We start from the raw sequence: 20,489 nt of genomic DNA on the forward strand, positions 1-20,489 counted from the left end.
GCGAACCGCCGCATCCGCCCGTTATCATCGTGCGATGGATACCGACGTCGATGTACTGATTGCCGGCGGCGGCCTGGTCGGTTCCAGCCTCGCCATCGCCCTGGACGGCTGCGGCCTGTCCGTCGCCCTGATCGAAGCCGCCGCGCCGCGTGCCGACGCGCAGCCGAGCTACGACGAACGCAATCTCGCGCTCGCCCGCGCCAGCGTCAACGCGCTGACCGCGCTCGGCGTGTGGCCGCGCGTGGCCGCGCGCGCCACGCCGATCCGCCGCGTGCACGTGAGCCGCGCCGGCGAGTTCGGCGCGCTGCGGCTCGACGCGGCCTCGCAGTGCGTCGACGCGCTCGGCGCCGTGCTGCCGGCGCGCGAACTCGGCAACGGCCTGCTGCAACAACTGGAACAATGCACAACGCTGGTCCGCCGCGCGCCGGCCACGGTCGAGGCGCTGACGCCGTCGGCCGACCGCGTCGCGCTGCGTATCGCAGGCGCGCACGGTGTGGAAACCTTGCGCGCACGACTCGTCGTCGGCGCCGACGGCACCGCTTCGTTCGTGCGCGGCGCGTGCGGCATCGGCACGCGGACGCTCGACTACGGCCAGACGCTGATCGTCACGACGGTAACGCCCGAACGCGCGCTCGACGGCTGCGCGATCGAGCGCTTCAGCGACTCCGGGCCGGTCGCGCTGCTGCCACTGACCGAGCGTCGCGCCGGGCTCGTGCTCAGCGTCGCGAACGACGAGGCGCAGGCCATCGCCGCGATGGACGACGCGGCGTTCGTCGCCTATGCGCAGACGCGCGTCGGCTGGCGCGCGGGACGGCTCGCGCGGCCGGGGCGTCGGCAGGCGCACGCGATCCGCCGCGTGCTGGCCGATACGCTCGTCGCGCCGCGCGCGGTGCTCGTCGGCAACGCCGCGCAGACGATCCATCCGATCGGCGCGCAGGGATTCAATCTCGGCCTGCGCGATGCGCTGACGCTGGCCGAGCGCGTGATTGCCGCCGCGCGCGCCGGTGGCGACCCGGGCGCGCCGGAACTGCTCGCCGGCTACGCCGCCGCGCGGCAGGAAGACCGCGACGGCACGCTCGCGTTCAGCGACGGCCTCGTGCGGCTGGCGTGCAATCCGGCCTCGCCGCTGCGCCCTTTGCGAACTTTGGGATTGGTATTGATGGATACGTTTACACCGCTCAAGAGCGCCGCCGCGCGTCGCGGCATGGGATTCCGCGGCACGCCGACCGCGTACGCGCTGGGGCGCAGGCCGTGAGCCGGCGCGGCGCGTACGACGCCGTCGTCGTCGGCGCCGGCATGGTCGGCAGCGCGACCGCGCTCGCGCTCGCGCAAGCCGACCTGCGCGTCGCGCTCGTCGAGGAACGCGTGCCGCCGCCGTGGCGCGCCGACGACGAGGTCGACCTGCGCGTCGTCGCGCTCGCGCCGTCGTCGGTCGACCTGCTCGACGGGCTCGGCGTCTGGCGCGACATCGCCGCCGCGCGAGCATCGGCCTACCGGCGCATGCACGTGTGGGATGCCGAAAACGGCGCCGCGCTCGACTTCGACGCCGCGCAGTACGCGCAGCCGGAACTCGGCTGGATCGTCGAAAACCGCCTCATCCAGCACGCGCTGTGGCAGGCGGTGGAACGCGACGGGCGCATCGAGCGGCCCTGTCCGGCGCGCGTCGTCGCGACGAGCGACGACGGCGACGTGCGGCAGCTGACGTTCGCCGACGAGGCGCGCGTCGCGACGAAGCTCGCGATCGCCGCCGACGGCGCGGCCTCGCCGCTGCGCGAACTCGCCGGCATCGCGACTCGCGGTCGCGACTACGGCCAGCGCGCGATCGTCGCGCACGTCGCGACCGAACGCGCGCACGAAGAAACGGCGTGGCAGCGCTTCACGCCGCAAGGGCCGCTCGCGTTCCTGCCGCTCGCCGACGGGCGCAGTTCGATCGTCTGGTCGGTGCCGGACGCCGAAGCCGAGCGCCTGCTCGCGCTCGACGACCATGCGTTTCGCGCCGAACTCGGCTGCGCGTTCGACTTCCGGCTCGGACCGATCCTCGCAACGACGCCGCGCGCGAGTTTTCCGCTGAAGCTGAAGCTCGCCGAGCGCTACATCGCACCGCGCTTCGCGCTGATCGGCGACGCGGCGCATCAGGTGCATCCGCTCGCGGGGCAGGGCGTCAATCTCGGCTTTCGCGACGTCGCGACGCTCGTCGAAGCGATCGGCGCGGCGCGTGCGCGCGGCGCCGATCCGGCGGCGGAACCCACCTTGCGGCGTTATGAACGTCGCCGGCGCAGCGACAACGCGATCAGCGCGTGGAGCTTCGACGGCATCGACCGGCTGTTCCGCAGCGGGTTCGAACCGCTCGTCGCTGCGCGCGGCGTCGGCGTGCGCGTGGTCAACGCGCTGGGGCCGGTGAAGCGATTGCTGATGGGGCATGCGGCGGGGCGGTGACGTCGCCGGCCGCGCGCGTCACCCCGTCAACGCCTGCAGCTGATCCGCCTGATACTCCTGCACCAGCCGTCCGATCAGATCGTCGAGATCGCCCTCGACGATTTCCGGCAGGCGGTACAGGGTGAGCCCCTCGACGCGATGGTCGGTGATGCGGCCTTGCGGAAAATTGTAGGTGCGGATGCGCTGGCTGCGGTCGCCCGAGCCCACCTGCAGGCGCCGGTTTTCGGCCTGTTCGGCCTGCTGCTTGCTGCGCTCGGCGTCGAGCAGGCGCGCCTTGAGCAGCGCGAACGCGCGGGCGCGGTTCTTGTGCTGGCTGCGCTCGTCCTGGCATTCAACGACGATGCCGGTCGGCAGGTGCGTCACGCGGATCGCCGAGTCGGTCTTGTTGACGTGCTGTCCGCCGGCGCCGGATGCGCGGAACGTGTCGACCTTGACGTCGGCGTCGCGGATTTCCACGTCGTCGATGTCGTCCATTTCCGGCAGGATCGCGACCGTGGCGGCCGACGTGTGGATGCGGCCCTGCGATTCGGTCGCCGGCACGCGCTGCACGCGGTGCGTGCCCGATTCGAACTTGAGCTTCGCATACGCGCCCTTGCCTTCGACGCGCGCGATCACTTCCTTGTAGCCGCCGTGTTCGCCGTCGCTCGCCGACAGCACCTCGACGTTCCAGCCCTGCCGCTCGGCGTAGCGCGCGTACATGCGAAACAGGTCGCCGGCGAAGATCGCCGCCTCGTCGCCGCCGGTGCCCGCGCGCACTTCGAGAAACAGGTTCGCATCGTCGCGCGGATCTTTCGGAATCAAAAGAACCTGCAGTTCCTTGTCGAGCGACTCGCGACGCAGCGTCAGCGCGGGAATCTCCGCTTCGGCGAGTTCGCGCATGTCCGGATCGCGCAGCATCGCCTCGGCCCCGGCGAGTTCGGCCTCGTTCGCGTCGTACGCCTTGAGCGCCGCCGTCACCGGTTCGAGCTGCGCGTATTCGCGGCTCAGGTTGCGAAAGCGGTTCGCGTCCGAGAGCGCGTCGGGCTGCGCGAGCAGCGCGCCGACTTCCTCGTGGCGTTCGGCGAGTTGTTCGAGCTTGCGGCGGATCGAGGGAGTCATACGTCCTTGTCGTCGGTCGCGGCCGCGGGATCGAACAGTCGCGCCGCGGCCTTTATCAGTTCGGTGTCGCCGCGCAGCGTCGCGGCACGCAGGTTCGCGCTCGGCGCATGCAGCAGCTTGTTGGTCAGCGTGTTGGCGAGAAACGCGAGCGCTTCTTCCGGCGTCTTGCCGCGCGCGAGCAGCGCCTGCGCACGGGCGAGCACGTCGTCGCGGTCGGTTTCGGCGTGGCGGCGCAGGTCCTGCACCGGATTGCCGAGGTCGAGCGCGCGGCGCCACGCCATGTAGCGCTCGACCTGCAGCTCGATGATCGCCTCGGCCTCGCGCGCCGCGGCTTCGCGCGAGCGCAGGTTCTCGTCGATCACCTGCTTGAGATCGTCGATCGTGTACAGGTATACGTCTTCCACTTTCGCGACGTCGGCGGCGATGTCGCGCGGCACCGCGATGTCGACCATGAACATCGGCTTGCGCCGGCGCGCGCGGATCGCCGCTTCGACCATGGGCTTCGTGACGATCGGCTCGCGGCTCGCGGTCGAGGCGATCACGATGTCGGCCTCGGCGAGGTGCTGGCCGAGATCGGACAGGCCGATGGCGTAGCCGCCGCAGCGGTGCGCGAGGTTCTGCGCGGTTTCGATCGTGCGATTGGCGACGATCAGCCGGCGCACTTTCGCGTCGGCGAGATGCCGTGCTGCGAGTTCGATCGTTTCGCCGGCGCCGATCAGCAGCACGCAAGCGCCGGTGAGATCGGCGAAGCGCTGTTCGGCCAGGCGCACGGCGGTATAGGCGACCGACACCGGATTGGCGCCGATGCGCGTGTCGGTGCGCACGCGCTTGGCGACCGCGAACGTGTGCTGCAGCAGGCGTTCCATCGGCGCCTTGAGCGTGTGCGCCTCGCGCGCGAGCTGGTAGGCGTCCTTGACCTGGCCGAGGATCTGCGGCTCGCCGAGCACCATGGAATCCAGACCCGTCGCGACGCGAAACATGTGCCGCACGGCCGCCGCGTCGTCGTGGCGGTACAGGAATTCGTCGAGCTTGCCGCCGGTCAGCTGGTGGTGGCGGTGCAGCCAGTCGGCCGGCACCGGCTCGGCGCCGTCGGCCACGGAGCAGTACAGCTCGGTCCGGTTGCAGGTCGACAGGATCATCGCCTCGTGCACGCCGTTCTGGCCGACGAGTTCGCTCAACGCCGCACGCGCCTCGTCGGGCCCGAACGCAATGCGTTCGCGCAGATCGACGGGGGCGGTGAGGTGATTGAGTCCGAGGGCTAGCAGTGCCATGGATGACGGGGCCGCACGGGCGACAATCGGCTAAGCTTTCGAGGAAGGGAAGCGTCCGCGTCCTTGAGCGTCGCGCGGCAAGTTTGGAGGCGCGACCTTGCAAGATCAAGCAATGGCCCCGATCCCGATGATGCGAGGGGCCGCCGCCGGGGAGCCGGTTGCGCGCCGCGCACGCCGGGAACATCGGCGCGCCGAAACGTTCTGAGGCCGACGCATCACGCACTCTGGAATCCGATGACTGCAATCGTGGATCTACGCAAGACGTTGATTTTCGTGGCTGCTTTCGCGCTGACGGCCTGCGCGAGCGTGCCGGCGCCCAAGCGCGGCGCGACGGCGGCCCAGCCGCTGGCGACGCACAAGGTGACGCAGCCGCCGGCCGACGAGGACGCCCTCGCGCAGATGCTGGCCGGCGAGTTCGCGCTCGGCGACGCCAATCTGCCGGACGCGGCGCGACGTTATGCCGCGGCGGCGGCGCTGTCGGACGACCCGTCGGTTGCCGCACAGGCGACGCGCCTGGCACTCGCGGCGAAGGACTACAAGCTCGCGCGCGAGACGCTGACGCGATGGCGCGCGCTGCGCCCGGGCGATTCGGGCGTCGTGCAGACCGACGCGGCGCTCGCGCTCGTCGAAGGCGACACGGAAGCCGCGTTCCGCGCGCTCGATTCGCTGAACGCGCAGCCGCAGGGGCAGGGCTGGCGGCTGATCGGCCAGGTGCTGCTCGGCGCAACCGACAAGGAAGCCGCCGGCAAGCTGCTCGAACGGCTGGCGATGCCGTCGGCGCTCGCCGCGGCGAACGAGGAGACGTGGGTCGCGCTGAGTCAGCTCGCCTACAAGCTCGAACGCAAGGCTTACGCACGGCAGCTCGCCGACGCGGCCGTGAAAAAGTTCGGCGGCAGCAAGGCGTATTCGTGGTCGGCGCAGCTCGCCGGCGAAGAAGGCGACAAGATGCGGGCGCGCATGCAGTACGCCGAGGCGATCAAGCGCTCGCCCAAGGACATCCGCCTGCGCGCCGCATACGCGATCCTGCTCGGCGAGGAAGGCGACAACCCCGCCGCCGCGCGCGTGCTCGCCGAAGGGCCGCAGGACGAATACACCTACGCGGCGCGTGCCGCGTACGTCGCGCGGTCGCGCGACAAGGCGCTGATCCAGGCGCTGTACGACGAGCTCAAGAACAAGCCGGCCGACGAGCGCGTCGCGCGCGCGGAACTCCTCGGCCAGCTGGCCGAAATGCTCGAACAGAAGTCGACCGCGCTGACGTGGTACCAGCAGGTGCGCGACGACGACGAGCACTGGTTCGAATCGCAGGTGCGCGTGGCGGTGCTGCTGCAGGACCAGGGCAAGCACGACGCCGCGCTCGCGATCACGCACGAGCTGCAGGCGCGCGCGGGCGACGAACCGAAGAAGCTCGGCGATGCGTACCTGCTCGAAGCCGAACTCGTCGACGATGCGTCGAGCGAGGCGGCGCTCGCGGTGTACTCGCGCGGTCTCAACGTGCTGCCCGACGATACGCGGCTGATCTACGCGCGCGCGCTGCGTTACGCCAACGACGGCCGCACCGCCGAAGCCGAGCGCGACCTGCGCCGCGTACTCGAATTGAAGCCGGCCGACGTCGACGCGATGAACGCGCTCGGCTACACGCTCGCCGATGCGAACCAGAAGCTCGAAGAGGCGTACACGCTGATCCAGGCCGCGCTCAAGGCCAAACCCGAAGAGCCGGCCGTGATCGATTCGCTCGGCTGGGTGCAGTTTCGCCGCGGCCATCTCGCCGAGGCCGAAACCGCGCTGCGCCGCGCCTACGAGAAGCAGCCCGATGCGGAAATCGCCTCGCACCTGGGCGAAGTGCTGTGGCACCGCGGCAACAAGGACGAGGCGAAGACGATTCTCGAAGCCGGCCGCAAGAAAGACGCGAAGAACAAATCGCTGCTCGATACCTTGAAGAGGCTCGGCCTGTGAGCCGCTTGCGCGCATTGGGCGTGGGCCTCGTCGTGCTTGCGCTCGCCGCGTGCGCGCCGCAGCGCATCCGCGAGGATGACGCCACGCTGTCGGCGCAGGCCGAACGCGAGGCGAGCCTCGCCGACGCGACGCGCTGGCAGCTGGCCGGACGCATCGCCGTTTCCAACGGCGAGGACGGCGGCAACGCGCAGATCGACTGGCGCCAGGACGGCAAACGCTACGATCTGACGCTCAATGCGCCGGTTACCGGCAAGCGCTGGCGCCTCCACGGCGACGCCGACCGTGCGACGCTCGAGGGCGCGCGCCCCGAAGCTTTGGTCGAGCGCGACGCGGCGAGCCTGCTCGAACGCGAAATCGGCTGGCACGTACCGGTGGTCGAACTCGAATACTGGGTGCGCGGCCTGCGCGCGCCGAAGGCGAAGGCCGAGCTCGTGTTCGACGAGCGCAACCGGCCCGCGACGCTCAAGCAGTCCGGCTGGACGATCGAATACCGCGACTGGTTCGACGATGCGACACCCGCGCTGCCGCGCAAGGTGTTCGCGACGCGCGGCAAGTACCGCGTGCGCCTGTTCGTCGAGAGCTGGCAGGCGCAATGACCGCGTGGACCCGCTGGCCGGCGCCGGCCAAGCTGAATCTGTTTCTGAACATCACCGGGCGCCGCGCCGACGGCTATCACACGCTGCAGACGATGTTCCAGCTGCTCGACTGGGGCGATGAAATCGCCCTCGCGCCGCGCGCGGACGGACGCATCGAACGCGTGCGCGGCATGGCCGGCGTCGCGCCGCACGACGATCTCGTGGTACGCGCCGCGCAGGCGCTGCAGCCCCACGCGGCCCCCGGGTCCGGGGTCGACATCGCTGTCGACAAACGTGTGCCGGCCGGCGGCGGGCTCGGCGGCGGCAGTTCCGACGCCGCGACCGTGCTCGTCGCGCTGAACGCGATCTGGCGCTGCGGCCTGTCGGTCGACGCGCTCGCCCACATCGGCCTTGCGCTCGGCGCCGACGTGCCGGTCTTCGTGCGCGGCCGTTCGGCCTGGGCCGACGGCATCGGCGAAATTCTGACGCCGGTGGACCTGCCCGAACGCTGGTACGTCGTCGTCGATCCGCAGACGCCGGTGCCGACCGGTCCGTTGTTCCAGGCGCCGGAATTGACACGCGATGCCGCGCCCACGACAATTCCGCGCTTCCTTTCCGGGGCCGAGGTCTCGAACGCGTTCGAGCCGGTGGTCGCTGCGCGCTATCCCGCGGTGGCGCAGGCGCTGATCCGGCTCGGTCGTTACGGCCGGGCGCGGTTGTCGGGTTCGGGCGGCTGCGTCTTCGTCGACGTTGCCGGCGAGGCGCAGGCGCGGCAGATCGTGCGCGACTGCCCGGAAGGATGTGCAGCGTATGCTGCGCGCGGCGTGAACCGTTCGCCGCTGCTGGCAGCGCTCGAGGATTACGGCGACGGGAAACCGTAGCCGCACCGCGGTCCAGGGAGGGACCGCACGGCCGGGGTTCGCGCAGCGAGCGCCGGCCGGAGAACGGTCGCAAGCTCGGCTTGCGCCGTTCGAACGACGAGCGGGCTGGATGCCCGTCCGTCGTCAAATGCTGGGGCGTCGCCAAGCTGGTAAGGCACGGGATTTTGATTCCCGCATTCGTAGGTTCGAGTCCTACCGCCCCAGCCACAGCGTTGAAGAACGTCGTCCGAAACGAAAGGCGCAGATGAGATGAACACGACGGGCTTGATGCTGTTCACCGGCAACGCGCACCGGCGCCTCGCCGAAAACGTGTCGCACCGCCTCGGCGTGCCGCTGGGCAAGGCGCTCTGCGGCCGGTTCTCCGACGGCGAAGTTCAGGTCGAGATCGAAGAAAACGTGCGCCGCCAGGACGTCTACGTCCTGCAGCCGACGTGCGCGCCGACCGCCGACAATTTCATGGAACTCCTGGTGCTGATCGACGCGTTGAAGCGCGCGTCGGCCGCTTCGGTCACCGCCGTGATGCCGTACTTCGGCTACGCGCGGCAGGATCGCCGCCCGCGTTCGGCGCGCGTGCCGATCACGGCGAAAGTGGCCGCCGACATGCTCGGCGCGGTCGGCACCGACCGCGTGCTGACGGTCGACATCCACGCCGACCAGATCCAGGGCTTCTTCGGCATTCCGGTCGACAACGTCTATGCGTCGCCCGTCCTGCTCGCCGACATCTGGCGCAACCAGGGCAGCGACAATCTGATCGTGGTCAGCCCCGACGTCGGCGGCGTGGTGCGCGCGCGCGCGATCGCCAAGCGCCTGGACGACGCCGACCTCGCGATCATCGACAAGCGCCGCCCGCGCCCGAACGAATCGACCGTGATGAACATCATCGGCGACGTGAAGGACAAGACGTGCGTGCTGATCGACGACATCGTCGACACGGCCGGCACGCTGTGCGCCGCGGCGAACGCGCTCAAGAAGCAGGGCGCGCGCAAGGTCGTCGCGTACTGCACGCACCCGGTGCTGTCGGGTTCGGCGCTGACGAACATCACCAATTCGCAGCTCGACGAACTCGTGGTCACCGACACGATTCCGCTGTCGCCCGAAGCGCAGGCGTGCAACCGCATCCGCGCGCTGACGGTGGCCGAGCTCCTGGCCGAAACGATCCGCCGCGTCGCCTTCGGCGAATCGGTCAGTTCGTTGTACGTCGACTAAAGTTTTCAATGTCGAGAAACACGCTTCCTGCGTGTTTCTCGATCGAACGACGCAAGCAAAGCTCGCGTACGTTCTCCGGCCCCGGTCGCTCATGCGACCGGGGTCGGGCGATCCATCCGTGGATCGCGTCACCCTCGTTTGGTCGCGAACGAGGTTTTTCCGCCGCGAGGCGGGTTTACTCAACCACAGGCAACAGTGTCATGGCAAAAGTTCACGAAATTCCGGCAGAAGGCCGCAAGGACGAGGGGAAGGGTGCGAGCCGCCGCCTGCGTCGCAGCGACAAGGTGCCGGCCATCGTCTACGGCGGCAAGGAAGCGCCGCAGAGCATCCAGTTCGACCACAAGGACGTCTACATGGCGTCGCAGAACGAGTGGTTCTACTCGGCGATTCTCGACCTGAAGATCGGCGGCGCGAACCAGAAGGTTCTGCTGCGCGACATGCAGCGCCACCCGTACAAGCAGCGCCTGCTGCACCTGGACTTCCAGCGCGTCAACGAGAACGAAGCGCTGCGCGCCCGCGTGCCGCTGCACTTCCTGAATCAGGAAAAGTCGCCGGCCGGCAAGACCGCGGGCATCCTGATCACGCACGAGCTCAACGAAGTCACGGTGTCGTGCCTGCCGCGCGACCTGCCCGAATACCTCGAACTCGACCTGTCCGAGCTCAAGCTCGGCGACATCGTCCACCTGTCGGACATCAAGCTCCCGGCCGGCGTGGAACTGCCGGAGCTCAAGCTCGGCAAGGAACATGACGTCGCGGTCGTGCTGGCGAAGGTCGGCAAGGAAGAAGTCGAGGCGGCTCCGGCCGAAGCGGCGGCGGCTGCTCCGGCGGCTCCGGCCAAGGGCGCGGCGCCGGCCAAGGGCGGCGCCAAGCCGGCCGCGGCGGCTCCGGCGGCTCCGGCCAAGAAGAAGTAATCGGCGCGCCCGCTTCGCGCGGGCGCCGTCCGACTTCCGATGGCAGGCTTGCGCCTCATCGTCGGCCTCGGCAACCCCGGGGCCGAATATCTCAGAACCCGGCACAACGCCGGGTTCTGGTTTATTGACGCTCTCGCGCAGGACCGCGGCGCGCGTTTCGGCATCGAAACGAAGCTGCATTCGGAAAGCGCGAAGGTGACGCTCGACGGCCACCAGATACTGCTGCTCAAGCCGACGACATACATGAACAAGAGCGGCATCGCGGTCGCCGCCGCGCTGCGCTACTACAAGATCGAGCCCGACGAGATGCTCGTCGCGCACGACGAGCTCGACCTGCCGCCCGGCGTCGCGCGGCTGAAGTTCGACGGCGGCCACGGCGGCCAGAACGGTCTGCGCGACATCGTGGCGCACCTCGGCCACGGCAAGTTCCACCGCTTGCGCGTGGGCATCGGCCATCCCGGACACAAGGACCGCGTGACGCCGTGGGTGCTCGGCCGCGCCGGCGCGCAGGACGAGGACGCGATCATCCGCGCCGTCGGCGATGCGCTCGGCGTGCTGCCGCTCGCGCTGGCCGGCGACATGAACGAAGCGATGAAACGGCTGCACACCGCGCCGAAGTAGTCGTCATTATCCATCTCCAGCAAAAGATACGACTACCATGGGCATCAAATGCGGCATCGTCGGCCTGCCTAACGTCGGCAAATCCACGTTGTTCAACGCGCTGACGAAGGCCGGCATCGCGGCGGCGAACTTTCCGTTCTGCACGATCGATCCGAACGTCGGCGTCGTGCCGGTGCCCGATCCGCGCCTCGGCGCGCTGGCCGACATCGTCAAGCCGCAGAAGGTGATTCCGACGTCGATGGAATTCGTCGATATCGCCGGCCTCGTCGCCGGCGCGTCGAAGGGCGAAGGCCTCGGCAACAAGTTTCTCGCGCACATCCGCGAAGTCGACGCGATCGCGCACGTCGTGCGCTGCTTCGACCATCCGGACATCGTGCACGTCGCCAACCGCATCGACCCGATCTCCGACATCGAGACGATCGATACCGAGCTTGCGCTGGCCGACCTCGAATCGGTCGACAAGGCATTGAACCGCGTCGAGCGCGCGGCCAAGGCGAACGACAAGGAGGCGCTGGCCAAGCGTCCGGTGCTGCAGAAGCTCGCCGCGGTGCTCAACGACGGCAAGCCGGCGCGCGCGGCGGGTCTCGACGACGACGAAAAGGCGCTCGTGCGCGACCTGTTCCTGCTGACGTTGAAGCCCCTGATGTACATCGCGAACGTGCTCGAGGACGGCTTCGCGAACAATCCGCATCTCGACCGGGTGCGCGAACGCGCGCAGGCCGAAGGCGCCGAGGTGGTTCCGGTGTGCGCGGCGATCGAAGAAGAACTGTCGCAGCTCGAAGACGCCGACCGCGACGCGTTTCTCGCCGACATGGGCTTCGACGAGCCGGGCCTGAACCGCGTGATCCGCGCCGGCTACAAGCTCCTGGGCCTGCAGACGTACTTCACCGCGGGCGTCAAGGAAGTGCGCGCGTGGCAGGTCAAGATCGGCGCCACGGCGCCGCAGGCGGCCGGCGTGATCCACACCGACTTCGAGCGCGGCTTCATCCGCGCCGAGACGATCGCCTACGACGATTTCATCAAGTACAAGGGCGAAGCCGGCTCGCGCGACGCGGGGCGCCTGCGCCTGGAAGGCAAGGAATACATCGTCAAGGAAGGCGACGTGCTGCACTTCCGCTTCAACGTCTGACGCACCGGAAGGCGGCGGACTCGCGTCCGCCGCCTTCCGTGCGCTACTGCTCGAAGCCGTCGTCGAAGATCCGATCGGTATCGGGCTGCAGATTCAGCGTCGACGTGTTGTTTCCCGCCTGCGGATCGGTCGTCGGCGCGCCGACCACCGCGGTCGCCGAGTTCGCGAGCGTACCGGTCGTTCCCGCCGCAACCGTGCCGGTCACCGCGTAGGCGACCGAACCGCCGACCGGCAGATTGACCGACTGCGTGATGTTGCCGCTGCCGGTCGACGCGCAGCTCGCGCCGCCGCTCGCGACGCAGGCCCAGCTCGGCGTCGTGTACGCCGCCGGAAAGATGTCGACGACGCTGGCCGACGCGGCCGACGGCCCGTTGTTCGTCACCGTGACGAGATAGCTCAGCGCTCCGCCTGCGATATAGCCGGTGCTGTCGGATTCGACGGTCACCGCGAGATCGGCCGTCGTCGGCGCGGTCGGGCAGTCGACGACCGCGCGGATCGCCCAGTCGCCCTGCACGCCGAGCGTCGACGAATTGAACCAGACGAAAGTGCCGCCGAGATCGGCCAGCAGCGCGTTCTTGCCGCTCTGGTTGCCGTTCGTGTCGCGCAGGAGGCTCGCGCCGCCGACGAGAGGTTCTTCGGCGAACGCGAACGACACGACGATCGTTTCGCCCTGCGTCACCGGCACGATCAGCGGGATCGTGTTGTTCTCGTCGAGATATCGGTACTCGTTGAAGACGCCGTCGGTCAGCACCGGTCCGCCGATCGTCGTGACGAGCGTGCCGGGGTTCGGGAACGTCCCGGCGCGATAGATCTCGATCGCGTCCTGGATGCTGATCGGCTGGTCGGCGTTCGGCGAGCGCCAGAAGATCTGCACCGCGCGGACGTCGCCGGTGCACGGCGACGTCAGCCACGATGCCGCCGCTTCGTTGGCGACGAATCCGTAGACGATCGCCGCATTGGAACTGGACGTGATCGAGTCGTTCTGCATCGTCTGCTCGGCCGCGCCGGCCGAACCGCAGAAAAGGAGTGCGCAAAGCAATACGAGCGTACGCTTCATGACTTGCCCCTGTAGCGCCGCCCAGGGGGAGGCGGCGTCTGAAAAAGTATAGGTGCGGTTGCGTATGTGTATTGACTGAGTTCACATTGCGCGCATCGGCTACCATCGTCTTTTTCCAGTGCGAGCCGCATATGCCCGGGCACCAACGCGAAACGAGCTTCCGCTTCCTGGCGCAGCCGACCGACGTGAACTTCGGTGGCAAGGTGCACGGCGGCATGGTCATGAAATGGATCGACCAGGCCGGCTATGCGGCGGCGGTCGGCTGGAGCGGCCAGTACTGCGTGACGGTCGCCGTCGGCGGCATCCAGTTCGTGCGGCCGATCGTCATCGGCGATCTCGTGACGGTGCGCTGCAAACTGATACGCACCGGGCGCACGAGCATGCACTTCGGCGTCGACGTGTTCGAGCGCGACCTGAAAACCCAGGCCGAAACGCTCGCGACGCACTGCGTCATCACGTTCGTGGCGCTCGACGCGCCGAACGGCAAGCCGGCGCCGGTGCCGCCGTGGGAGCCGAAAACCGAGGAAGACCGGCTGCTCGAAGCCTACGCCGTGCGCGTGACCGAGCTGACGCGGCAGCTCGAGGCCGAGATCGAACGCGTACGCGAGGCCATCGCACCGGACGATCTCGACGGCAAGGCCGTCTGAGTTACGGCGTTTCGAAGCCGTCGGCGAACAGCGTGTCGTCGCCGGCGGGCGGATGTTCCGGGTCGAACCAGCAGACGGCGCTCGCGGCCGTCAGCGCACGGCCGCCGTTGCAGCTCCACGCGCCGCCGTCGCCGGCGTCCGCGTTCTGGATGCCGACGCAGGCCGAACTGCCGGCGCTGGCGTCGAGTGCGGCGTGCTGGATCGCGATCTCGCCGCTGGCGTGATACAGCACGAGCGCCACGTCGATGCCGTCGCCGCCCGCGACGCGGCCCCAGTTCTTCCACGCGACGACCGTGCACGCCTCGCCGGCGATCGCGTCGGAGGCGCGCGGGCAGTTCGCGTAGTGGTTCGCGCGCAGGTCGCTGCCGGACGCCTCGCCGGTCAGGTCGTCGTGATAGGCGTAGATGCGGCCCGAGATCGACGGCGTGTTGTCCGGCACGGCCGGCAGGTACGGATCGTTGCTGAAGTCGCCGCCGTTTTCCGCATCGAGACCGTCGGCGAACGCGACGTAGCCGTTGCTCGAGACGACGAGGTTCGAATGGCTCGCGCCGTAGAACGCGAACGGTTCGGCGAGCGCGAGCACGGCCGCGCCGTCGTCGAGCGCGGCGACGCCCGGGCCGGCCGCGGTCAGCGTCAGCGGCGTGCCGGCCGAAACGTCGAGCGCGGCGTACGGGCAGCTCGCGCCGCCGACCACGAGATGGCCGTAGTCGTCGGCCTGCACTATCGCGCGCGGATCGCCGGCGAGGGCGCTCGTGCCGACACCGGCGAGGACGAGGAACGAAAACAGCGTCGTTGCGCGGTTCATTGCACCCGTCCTTGCCAGACTTCGGTGTTGCCGTCGGCGTTCGTGTTGAGGAAATTGGCGCTCGACAGGAAGTTGACGATCGGCACGACGCCGGAAAGACCCAGGCGCGCGCCGTTCACCGAGATGCCGGTTGCGAGGTTTTCTTCCGGGTCGGCCGCGCCGGCGGTGCCGTTGACGCGGCGCTTGCCGACCGACGTCAGGAAGTTCAGGCGGCTGATGCGCTCGTAGGCGTAGTCGAGATTGCCGTTCAGGCTGACGTCCAGACCGATATAGTCGTCGTCGGAACTGTTGGTGCGCTGCGTCAGGGTCGAGCCGGTCACGTCCTGGCGGAAGATCTCGTACGAGAGGTCCGAATTGAAGATCGGCGCCGACGGCGTGAGATTGCCGTTCGAGATGAAGTAGACGTACTGGCCGGTCGCGCTGCCGTCGAGGACCGGGAAGGTGTTGACCACCGTGGCCGCCGTGTTGGTGATGCGAGAGAACGAATTGCCGGTACGGTCGTAGCGGTAGATTTCGACGTTGTTGTCGGCGTTCGTGCCGCTGTGCACGCAACTTGACGCAAAAACCAAATAGCGGCCATTGGCATTTTTGGTCAAATTCGGACTATTCATGTCGCACCCGGCCGTCGTGCCGAGCGGCCGGTCGATCGTCGAGCCGTTCCAGATCACGATCTTGCGCGTCGTGCCGGCGTTCGTCAGCGCGTTGCAGGTCGATTCGAACGCGATCACGCCGCCGTCGCCGCTGATCGTCGGCGCGGTGTTCTCGCAGCCGCTGGTGCCGGTGATCGTCGTCAGCGTATTGGTCGCGCGGTCGTAGCGGTAGATCTCGGCGTTGTCGGCCTCGGTCAGCGACGCCGAAATCGCGACATAGCGGCCGAGCCAGGTGGTCGACGAGACCGTCGCCGACTGCGCCGACATCGCGATGCCGCGAATCTGGCCGCCGCTCTGTACGGTCAGCGCGGCAGCGCGCGAGAACGCGGTGCCGTTCCAGAAATACAGCTGGTCGAGATAGTTCGGGTTCGCGCCGAGATTGCCGCTGTGGACGAACGCGACGTTCGTGCCGGTCGCGTCGCTGGAAATCAGGCGCGCGTTCGGCCGGCGCACCGCGAAGCCGCCGCCCTTGGCCTCGACGAAAGCGTCGAACGGCGTGTTCGTGAGCTGGACGATGCTGCCCACCTCGTTGCACGACGTCTTGAGCTGCACGTTGTCGATGAACAGGGTCGAGTCGACGTTGCGGTCGTTCTCGTCCGCGACCGAGAAGCGCAGCGTGACGTTGTTCGTGCCGGCGACGGTGTTCGGAAGCTGAATGCAGGTGCGCTGGAAGCTTGGCGGACCGAAGCGCAGGTTGACGCCGTCGAGCGCGTTCGGGCTGGTGATCTCGTTGTTCACCTGTGCCGCGTTCTGGCAATTGGAATTCGGGAAAGGTGAATAGCTGGAACCGTTCAGTTTGCAGCTCGAGCGCGAGAAGATGCGCGTGCCGTTGGACTTGACGTCCATGACGTCGTCGTACTGGTCGGGTTCGTTCTGCTCGCTCGATGCGAACGCCCAGTCGAAAGCGATGAAGGCTGGCGTGAAGTTGAACGTCATCGTGGTTTCGAGCCACGACACGTCATAGTCGTTGTTGCCGCCGAAGTCGTCGAAGTTGAGCGGGCCGCTCGAGCGTGCGCCGGGACCGGTCGAGATCGCCGCGGCCCAGGTGCCGTCCGGAATCACCAGCGTGCCGGTGACGTCGGCGTCGCGCACGGCGCCGGCGCGGTTGTCGCCGCCGATCGTCCAGCCGGTGATCGGGTTGCCGGCTTCGAAGCTGCCGTTGGCCGGGATCTGCGCGAGCGCGGGCGAGGCGAGCGCGCACAGCAGCAGCGCGGCGCACCACGAACGGAAGGCCGGGTGCAGGGTCATGGCGGAGAACTCCGGTTGGGATCGGCCGGCAGAACGAGTTCGCGGCCGAAGAGGAAGCGCTCGCCGAGCGTCAGCGAGGTTTCGACGAGCGTGCGTTCGAGGCGGTCGACCGCGCGCAGCGCGTAGGTGCCGGGGGGCAGGCCGTCGAGCCGGTAGTAGCCGTTCGTGTTGCTGCGCGCGCGCGCGCGAATCGCGCCGGTCGCGTCGACGACGAGCACGTCGATGTCAACGGCGGGCTTGCCGTCCGCACCGCGCACCTGACCGGCCAGGCCCAGGCGCAGCTCGAGGCCGAAGTCGACGCGCGTGAGGCTGCCGGCGCGCACTTCGACGCGGCGCGGCGCCTCGTGCACGGCCAGCTCGATCGGCAGACCCTCGTTGTCGAGTTCGACGCGATGCACGCCGGGGTCGAGGTTCTGCACGTGGTAGTGGCCGCCTTCTTCGGTGCGCGTACGCACATGTCCGTCGACGAGCACCGGGATGCCCGAAAGATCGAAGTCGGCGCGGGCGCCGGCCGGGCGCTCGACGATGCCCGAGACGCCGCCTTCGCGTTCGTAACCCTGGTTGACGCCGCCGCGCGCAAGGCCGGCGCCGGTGACGGCGAAATCGGCGACGATCGAGAAGCCGATCACCGTGCCGTCGCTCGCATGCAGCGGATCGCGCAGGGCGGTCAGCCGCGCCGACAGGCCGGGCCGCAGTTCGGCGCTCGCCTCGGCGAGAAAGCCGGTGCGGCCTTCGCCCCCCAGCACGCCGGCCGCCCACGCCAGATGCGCGCGGCCGCCCTCGTAGCGATTGAAGGTCGCGGTGTAGCGATTGCCGAGTTCGGTGTCGCGCTGGGCGGTGAACTGCAGGCGCGAGCGCGAGCCGAGATCCTGGTCGAGCGCGATTTGCGAGATATCGGCGTAGCGCGACGCCGACAGACGCGTGCCGCGGCGCACGGCCCATTGCGCGTCGTACGAATAGCGGCCGTCGTATTCCGGGCGGGCGCCGAGCGAGAAACGCGGCGTCGGGCGCCACGTCACGGCCGGCTTGGTGTAGCGGATGTCGCTGTAGGCGTCGCCGCTGATGTCCGAATGGATCAGCGATACGCGCAGCTGGTCGCCGAACGTGCGGCCGGCTTCGGCGCGGCGGTTGCGCGTGCCGAGAGAACCGTCGGCCTGGTAGTCGTCGTCGTAGTCGAGCCAGTTCGCGCGCCAGAACCACGGCCCGTACTGGCCGTCGCCGAGCACCTGGCGCGCACCGGCGCCGCTGTCGTCGCGGCCGGCGTACGCGGCCCATGAGCCCGCCATGCCGAGGTTCAGCGCGGTGCCGGCGACCGTCTGCCGCCGGCCGCCGATCGACTGCACGATCGCCTCGGCGGTCACGCGGTCGGTAAAGCCGCGGCGAAACTGGTAGAAGCCCGCGCCGCCGGTGCCCGAACGATTGTCGTCGAGCAGAAATCCGTTCGAACCGAGGCCGACGTAGTGGACGTTGACGCCTTCGGGCAGCTGCAGGTTGCCGGCCTGCGAATAGGTCTGGTCGACGCGCAGCGGCGTGCCGGTTTCGCCGAACGCGTACACCGCGACTTCGATCGGGATCGCGTCGCCCGGCGCGGCCGGCACGTCGCGGAATTCGTAGCGGCCGTCGAGCCGGATCGTCTGGCGCTGCAGCACCTGGCCGCCGTAGCGCAGCTCCGCCGTGCCGCCCGGCGGACCGCTGCCGCGGATCACGCTGGTCGGCCGCGCCTGGTACGGCACGAGCTGGCCGTAGTAGCCGCCGGCCGCTTCGTAGACGAGGTCGGGACGATTCGTCTGCGCGTACTGCACGCCGGTCATCTCGAACGAGGCGAGCAGCGGATGCAGCGCGAGGCGTTCCTGGCCGACGAGCCAGCGCGACTTGCCGCGATCGAGCAGCCACGACAGCGCCTGCACGTCGACGTCGTGGCTGTCGCCGCTGACGCCGTGGCTGAAGTCGGCGTGCCAGTAGCCCGGGCCGAGCGCGCCGGCGATGCGATGATTCATGTAGGCGGCAGCCTCGCCGTCGACGACGGTGCCGGACAGCTCGCTGCGCCAGCGCGACAGGCTCGCCTGCGGCGCGCGCACGTCGACGCTCTGGTCGGCGTCGCCGGCAGCCGGCGATTTGTCCGCGGCGCCGGGCTGCCAGGGGAGGTCGATGCGCAGTGCGAACTCGGCATCGTCGAACGCGACGCGTGCGGCGAGCACGCTCGACAGCGTCTGCAGCCCCGCATAGACGACGCCGCCGTCGGTGCGCAGCGACGCGGCCGGCAGCAGCGTCTGGCCGATCGGCGTCGTCAGTTGATAGTTGCCGTCGGCGTCCTTGGTCGAATCGATCGCGCTCGCGTGCAGGAACGCGTCGAGGTTGACGAAATCGGCGCCGTCCGGCTCGCGCCAGAGTGCAAGGTTGTCGTTGAGCTCGCGCCCGTTCAGGATCGGCACCACGAGCAGGATGCGTTTCTGCTGCGAGCCCGGCACCGAACCGCCGCCGTAGTACGAGAATCCCGGCGCGGCCGGCGCCGCCGGTTCCGCATGCGCGGCCGGCTGCGCGAGGACGAGCAGGGCCGAGCCGACGGCGGCGGCCAATGGGCGGACGCGCTGGCGCATCGGGCTACCGTGGCGCTTCCGTCACGGTGAACTCGACCGAGCGGTCGAGCGCCGCGTCGCCGAGCTTGCCGTTGAGATCGAGGACATAGCGGCCGGGCTTGAGCTTCGCCGCGCCGAACGGCGCGGTCAGCGTGCGCGTATCGCCCGGCAGCACCGGGTTGCCGGGCAGCACTTCGACCAGCATCTGGCCTTTCTTCAATTCCGGCGTCTGGTTGCCGACGCCCGGGACGATGTCGGTCGACGCGGTGCCCGGGTAGGCGGCGGCTTCCCACACGCTGTATTGGCCGGTGAAGCGCACGTTCGCGTTGCCGTCGTTTTTGATCGAGAAGCGCGCGCCGTTGCCGTCGGCCGCGATGGATTCGATCGTGCCGGCGCGCGTCGTCTTGCCGACCTGGACGTACAGCGCCGAGCGGAACTGGAATCGCGTGCGCATCTTCGCGTTTTCGACCGGCGGCACGACTTCGTCGAATACCAGCATCACGCGATGTTCGCCGGGCGGCAGTTCGACGGCCGGCCGCACGGTGAAGCGCACGGCCTGCGAAGAGCGCGGCTTGACGTCGAATTCGACCGGATTGACGACGACCCACTGGTCGAGCGTGGTCGGTCCCGACGGCAGCAGGCGCGGCTGGTTGTCGGCATCGGCGTCCCACGGCGCGAGCGACACGCGCACGCGCTTGGGCTGCTCGGTGTAGTTGAACATGCGGAACGTCTGGGTCTTGCCGGCATCCTCCAGGCTGAGGTCGTAATAGGCCGGGCTGATGCCGACCTGGGCGAACGCGTTCGTCGTCAAACCGAGCAACAGAACGATCAGAACAAGGATGCGCACTCAATAGCCCTCGATGCGGATGACGAGCCGACCCCGGTAGCGCGACGCGCTGCCCAGGGCCGAGGTGGGAATTTCAAGGACGATATCGCCCTCGGTCGCCTGGATCTGTGGACCAAGCGAGATCTGCCGTGCGGCGGCCTGCGTGACCGCCACCGGCAACTGCTGGCGAGGATCGTCGACTGATGACAAGACGCCGGGGCTGCCGTCGACGCCCTCGAGCGCGACGCGTACGCGTTGGGAGCCCGGTGCGCCGGCCGGATTGTCGAGCCGCCACAGGCCTTGCAACGGCCGTCGGATGACCGCCGGCAGCGGCGCCGGAGCGAGCGCGCCCTGGGCGACGAAGGCACCGTTCTGGTAGTGCCCGGTTACCGTCGCCTCGGGGCTCGGCTGGCGCGTGTCGCCGACGAGTTCGTGCACGGTGATCGGTTCGAGATGGATGGTATCGCGGGGCAGCGACAACACGCCGACGCCGGTCGCGTTGAGTGCGGCGAGCGGGTCCGCCGATCGCTGCGTCCCGCCGGGGGACGCAGCGATCGCCTGGACCAGCATGGCGGTGACGAGGGTCGTCAGCATGTCGG

At 69.0% G+C, this 20,489-nt stretch carries 18 protein-coding genes and 1 tRNA gene; 11 read left to right on the forward strand and 8 right to left on the reverse strand.

The window, feature by feature from the left end:
- Positions 1–34 precede the first annotated feature (34 nt).
- Positions 35–1,255 (forward strand): 2-octaprenyl-6-methoxyphenyl hydroxylase, encoded by a 1,221-nt coding sequence (ubiH, locus tag OD750_RS02920; protein WP_263542718.1) that lies wholly within the window; start codon positions 35–37, stop codon positions 1,253–1,255.
- Positions 1,252–2,436, forward strand: a complete 1,185-nt coding sequence (locus OD750_RS02925) for a UbiH/UbiF/VisC/COQ6 family ubiquinone biosynthesis hydroxylase (RefSeq protein ID WP_263542719.1) — start codon at positions 1,252–1,254, stop codon at positions 2,434–2,436. Before ubiH ends, OD750_RS02925 begins: the two co-directional genes overlap by 4 nt.
- Before the next feature lie 18 nt (positions 2,437–2,454).
- Here OD750_RS02925 and prfA read toward each other — a convergent pair whose 3' ends face one another.
- Together prfA and hemA are read right to left on the reverse strand one after the other, a co-directional pair.
- Positions 2,455–3,534 (reverse strand): peptide chain release factor 1, encoded by a 1,080-nt coding sequence (gene prfA, locus OD750_RS02930; RefSeq protein WP_263542720.1) that lies wholly within the window; start codon positions 3,532–3,534, stop codon positions 2,455–2,457.
- Entirely contained in the window at positions 3,531–4,805 is a 1,275-nt protein-coding gene (hemA, locus tag OD750_RS02935; protein WP_263542721.1) for a glutamyl-tRNA reductase, read from the reverse strand. The genes prfA and hemA overlap by 4 nt, the downstream gene beginning before the upstream one ends.
- Before the next feature lie 246 nt (positions 4,806–5,051).
- Here hemA and OD750_RS02940 point away from each other — a divergent pair, with 246 nt between their 5' ends.
- The 8 genes from OD750_RS02940 (at position 5,052) to ychF (ending at position 12,081) form a co-directional block, all read left to right on the forward strand.
- A complete protein-coding gene (locus OD750_RS02940; protein WP_263542722.1) occupies positions 5,052–6,758 on the forward strand; it encodes a tetratricopeptide repeat protein in 1,707 nt (568 codons plus the stop codon).
- Complete coding sequence (gene lolB, locus OD750_RS02945) at positions 6,755–7,354, forward strand: lipoprotein insertase outer membrane protein LolB (protein ID WP_263542723.1); 600 nt, start codon at positions 6,755–6,757, stop codon at positions 7,352–7,354. Before OD750_RS02940 ends, lolB begins: the two co-directional genes overlap by 4 nt.
- Positions 7,351–8,214, forward strand: coding sequence for a 4-(cytidine 5'-diphospho)-2-C-methyl-D-erythritol kinase (gene ispE / locus OD750_RS02950; RefSeq protein ID WP_263542724.1), 864 nt, complete (start codon positions 7,351–7,353; stop codon positions 8,212–8,214). The genes lolB and ispE overlap by 4 nt, the downstream gene beginning before the upstream one ends.
- 131 nt (positions 8,215–8,345) lie before the next feature.
- Positions 8,346–8,421 (forward strand) — tRNA-Gln (locus OD750_RS02955).
- Positions 8,422–8,463: 42 nt separating this feature from the next.
- Positions 8,464–9,420 carry a ribose-phosphate diphosphokinase gene (locus OD750_RS02960; protein WP_263542725.1) on the forward strand — a complete coding sequence of 319 codons (957 nt, stop codon included), beginning with the start codon at positions 8,464–8,466 and terminating at the stop codon, positions 9,418–9,420.
- 200 nt (positions 9,421–9,620) lie between these two features.
- Positions 9,621–10,331: a 50S ribosomal protein L25/general stress protein Ctc gene (locus tag OD750_RS02965; protein ID WP_263542726.1), complete on the forward strand. Its 711-nt coding sequence runs from the start codon at positions 9,621–9,623 to the stop codon at positions 10,329–10,331.
- Between the two features lie 39 nt (positions 10,332–10,370).
- Positions 10,371–10,952, forward strand: a complete 582-nt coding sequence (pth, locus tag OD750_RS02970) for an aminoacyl-tRNA hydrolase (protein WP_263542727.1) — start codon at positions 10,371–10,373, stop codon at positions 10,950–10,952.
- Positions 10,953–10,989: 37 nt separating this feature from the next.
- Positions 10,990–12,081 (forward strand): redox-regulated ATPase YchF, encoded by a 1,092-nt coding sequence (ychF, locus tag OD750_RS02975; RefSeq protein WP_263542728.1) that lies wholly within the window; start codon positions 10,990–10,992, stop codon positions 12,079–12,081.
- A gap of 43 nt (positions 12,082–12,124) precedes the next feature.
- On the opposite strand, the gene OD750_RS02980 is transcribed toward ychF, so the two are convergent.
- Complete coding sequence (locus OD750_RS02980) at positions 12,125–13,138, reverse strand: DUF11 domain-containing protein (protein WP_263542729.1); 1,014 nt, start codon at positions 13,136–13,138, stop codon at positions 12,125–12,127.
- Between the two features lie 131 nt (positions 13,139–13,269).
- Between OD750_RS02980 and OD750_RS02985 the strand changes: the two genes are divergently transcribed.
- Positions 13,270–13,785, forward strand: coding sequence for an acyl-CoA thioesterase (locus OD750_RS02985; protein ID WP_263542730.1), 516 nt, complete (start codon positions 13,270–13,272; stop codon positions 13,783–13,785).
- Between the two features lies 1 nt (position 13,786).
- Here the strand turns inward: OD750_RS02985 and OD750_RS02990 are convergent, their stop codons facing one another.
- The 5 genes from OD750_RS02990 to OD750_RS03010 are packed head-to-tail and all read right to left on the reverse strand — an operon-like array spanning position 13,787 to position 20,484.
- Positions 13,787–14,590: a hypothetical protein gene (locus tag OD750_RS02990; RefSeq protein WP_263542731.1), complete on the reverse strand. Its 804-nt coding sequence runs from the start codon at positions 14,588–14,590 to the stop codon at positions 13,787–13,789.
- Positions 14,587–16,488: a TolB family protein gene (locus OD750_RS02995; protein WP_263542732.1), complete on the reverse strand. Its 1,902-nt coding sequence runs from the start codon at positions 16,486–16,488 to the stop codon at positions 14,587–14,589. The genes OD750_RS02990 and OD750_RS02995 overlap by 4 nt, the downstream gene beginning before the upstream one ends.
- Positions 16,485–19,085, reverse strand: coding sequence for a carboxypeptidase regulatory-like domain-containing protein (locus OD750_RS03000; protein WP_263542733.1), 2,601 nt, complete (start codon positions 19,083–19,085; stop codon positions 16,485–16,487). The genes OD750_RS02995 and OD750_RS03000 overlap by 4 nt, the downstream gene beginning before the upstream one ends.
- A 4-nt stretch (positions 19,086–19,089) precedes the next feature.
- On the reverse strand, positions 19,090–19,911 hold the full coding sequence (locus tag OD750_RS03005; RefSeq protein ID WP_263542734.1) for a fimbrial biogenesis chaperone: 822 nt from the start codon (positions 19,909–19,911) through the stop codon (positions 19,090–19,092).
- On the reverse strand, positions 19,912–20,484 hold the full coding sequence (locus OD750_RS03010) for a hypothetical protein (RefSeq protein ID WP_263542735.1): 573 nt from the start codon (positions 20,482–20,484) through the stop codon (positions 19,912–19,914).
- Between the last annotated feature and the right edge of the window lie 5 nt (positions 20,485–20,489).

The sequence above is a fragment of the Tahibacter soli genome (assembly GCF_025717065.2).
In the GTDB taxonomy this organism is placed as follows: Bacteria; Pseudomonadota; Gammaproteobacteria; order Xanthomonadales; family Rhodanobacteraceae; genus Tahibacter; species Tahibacter soli.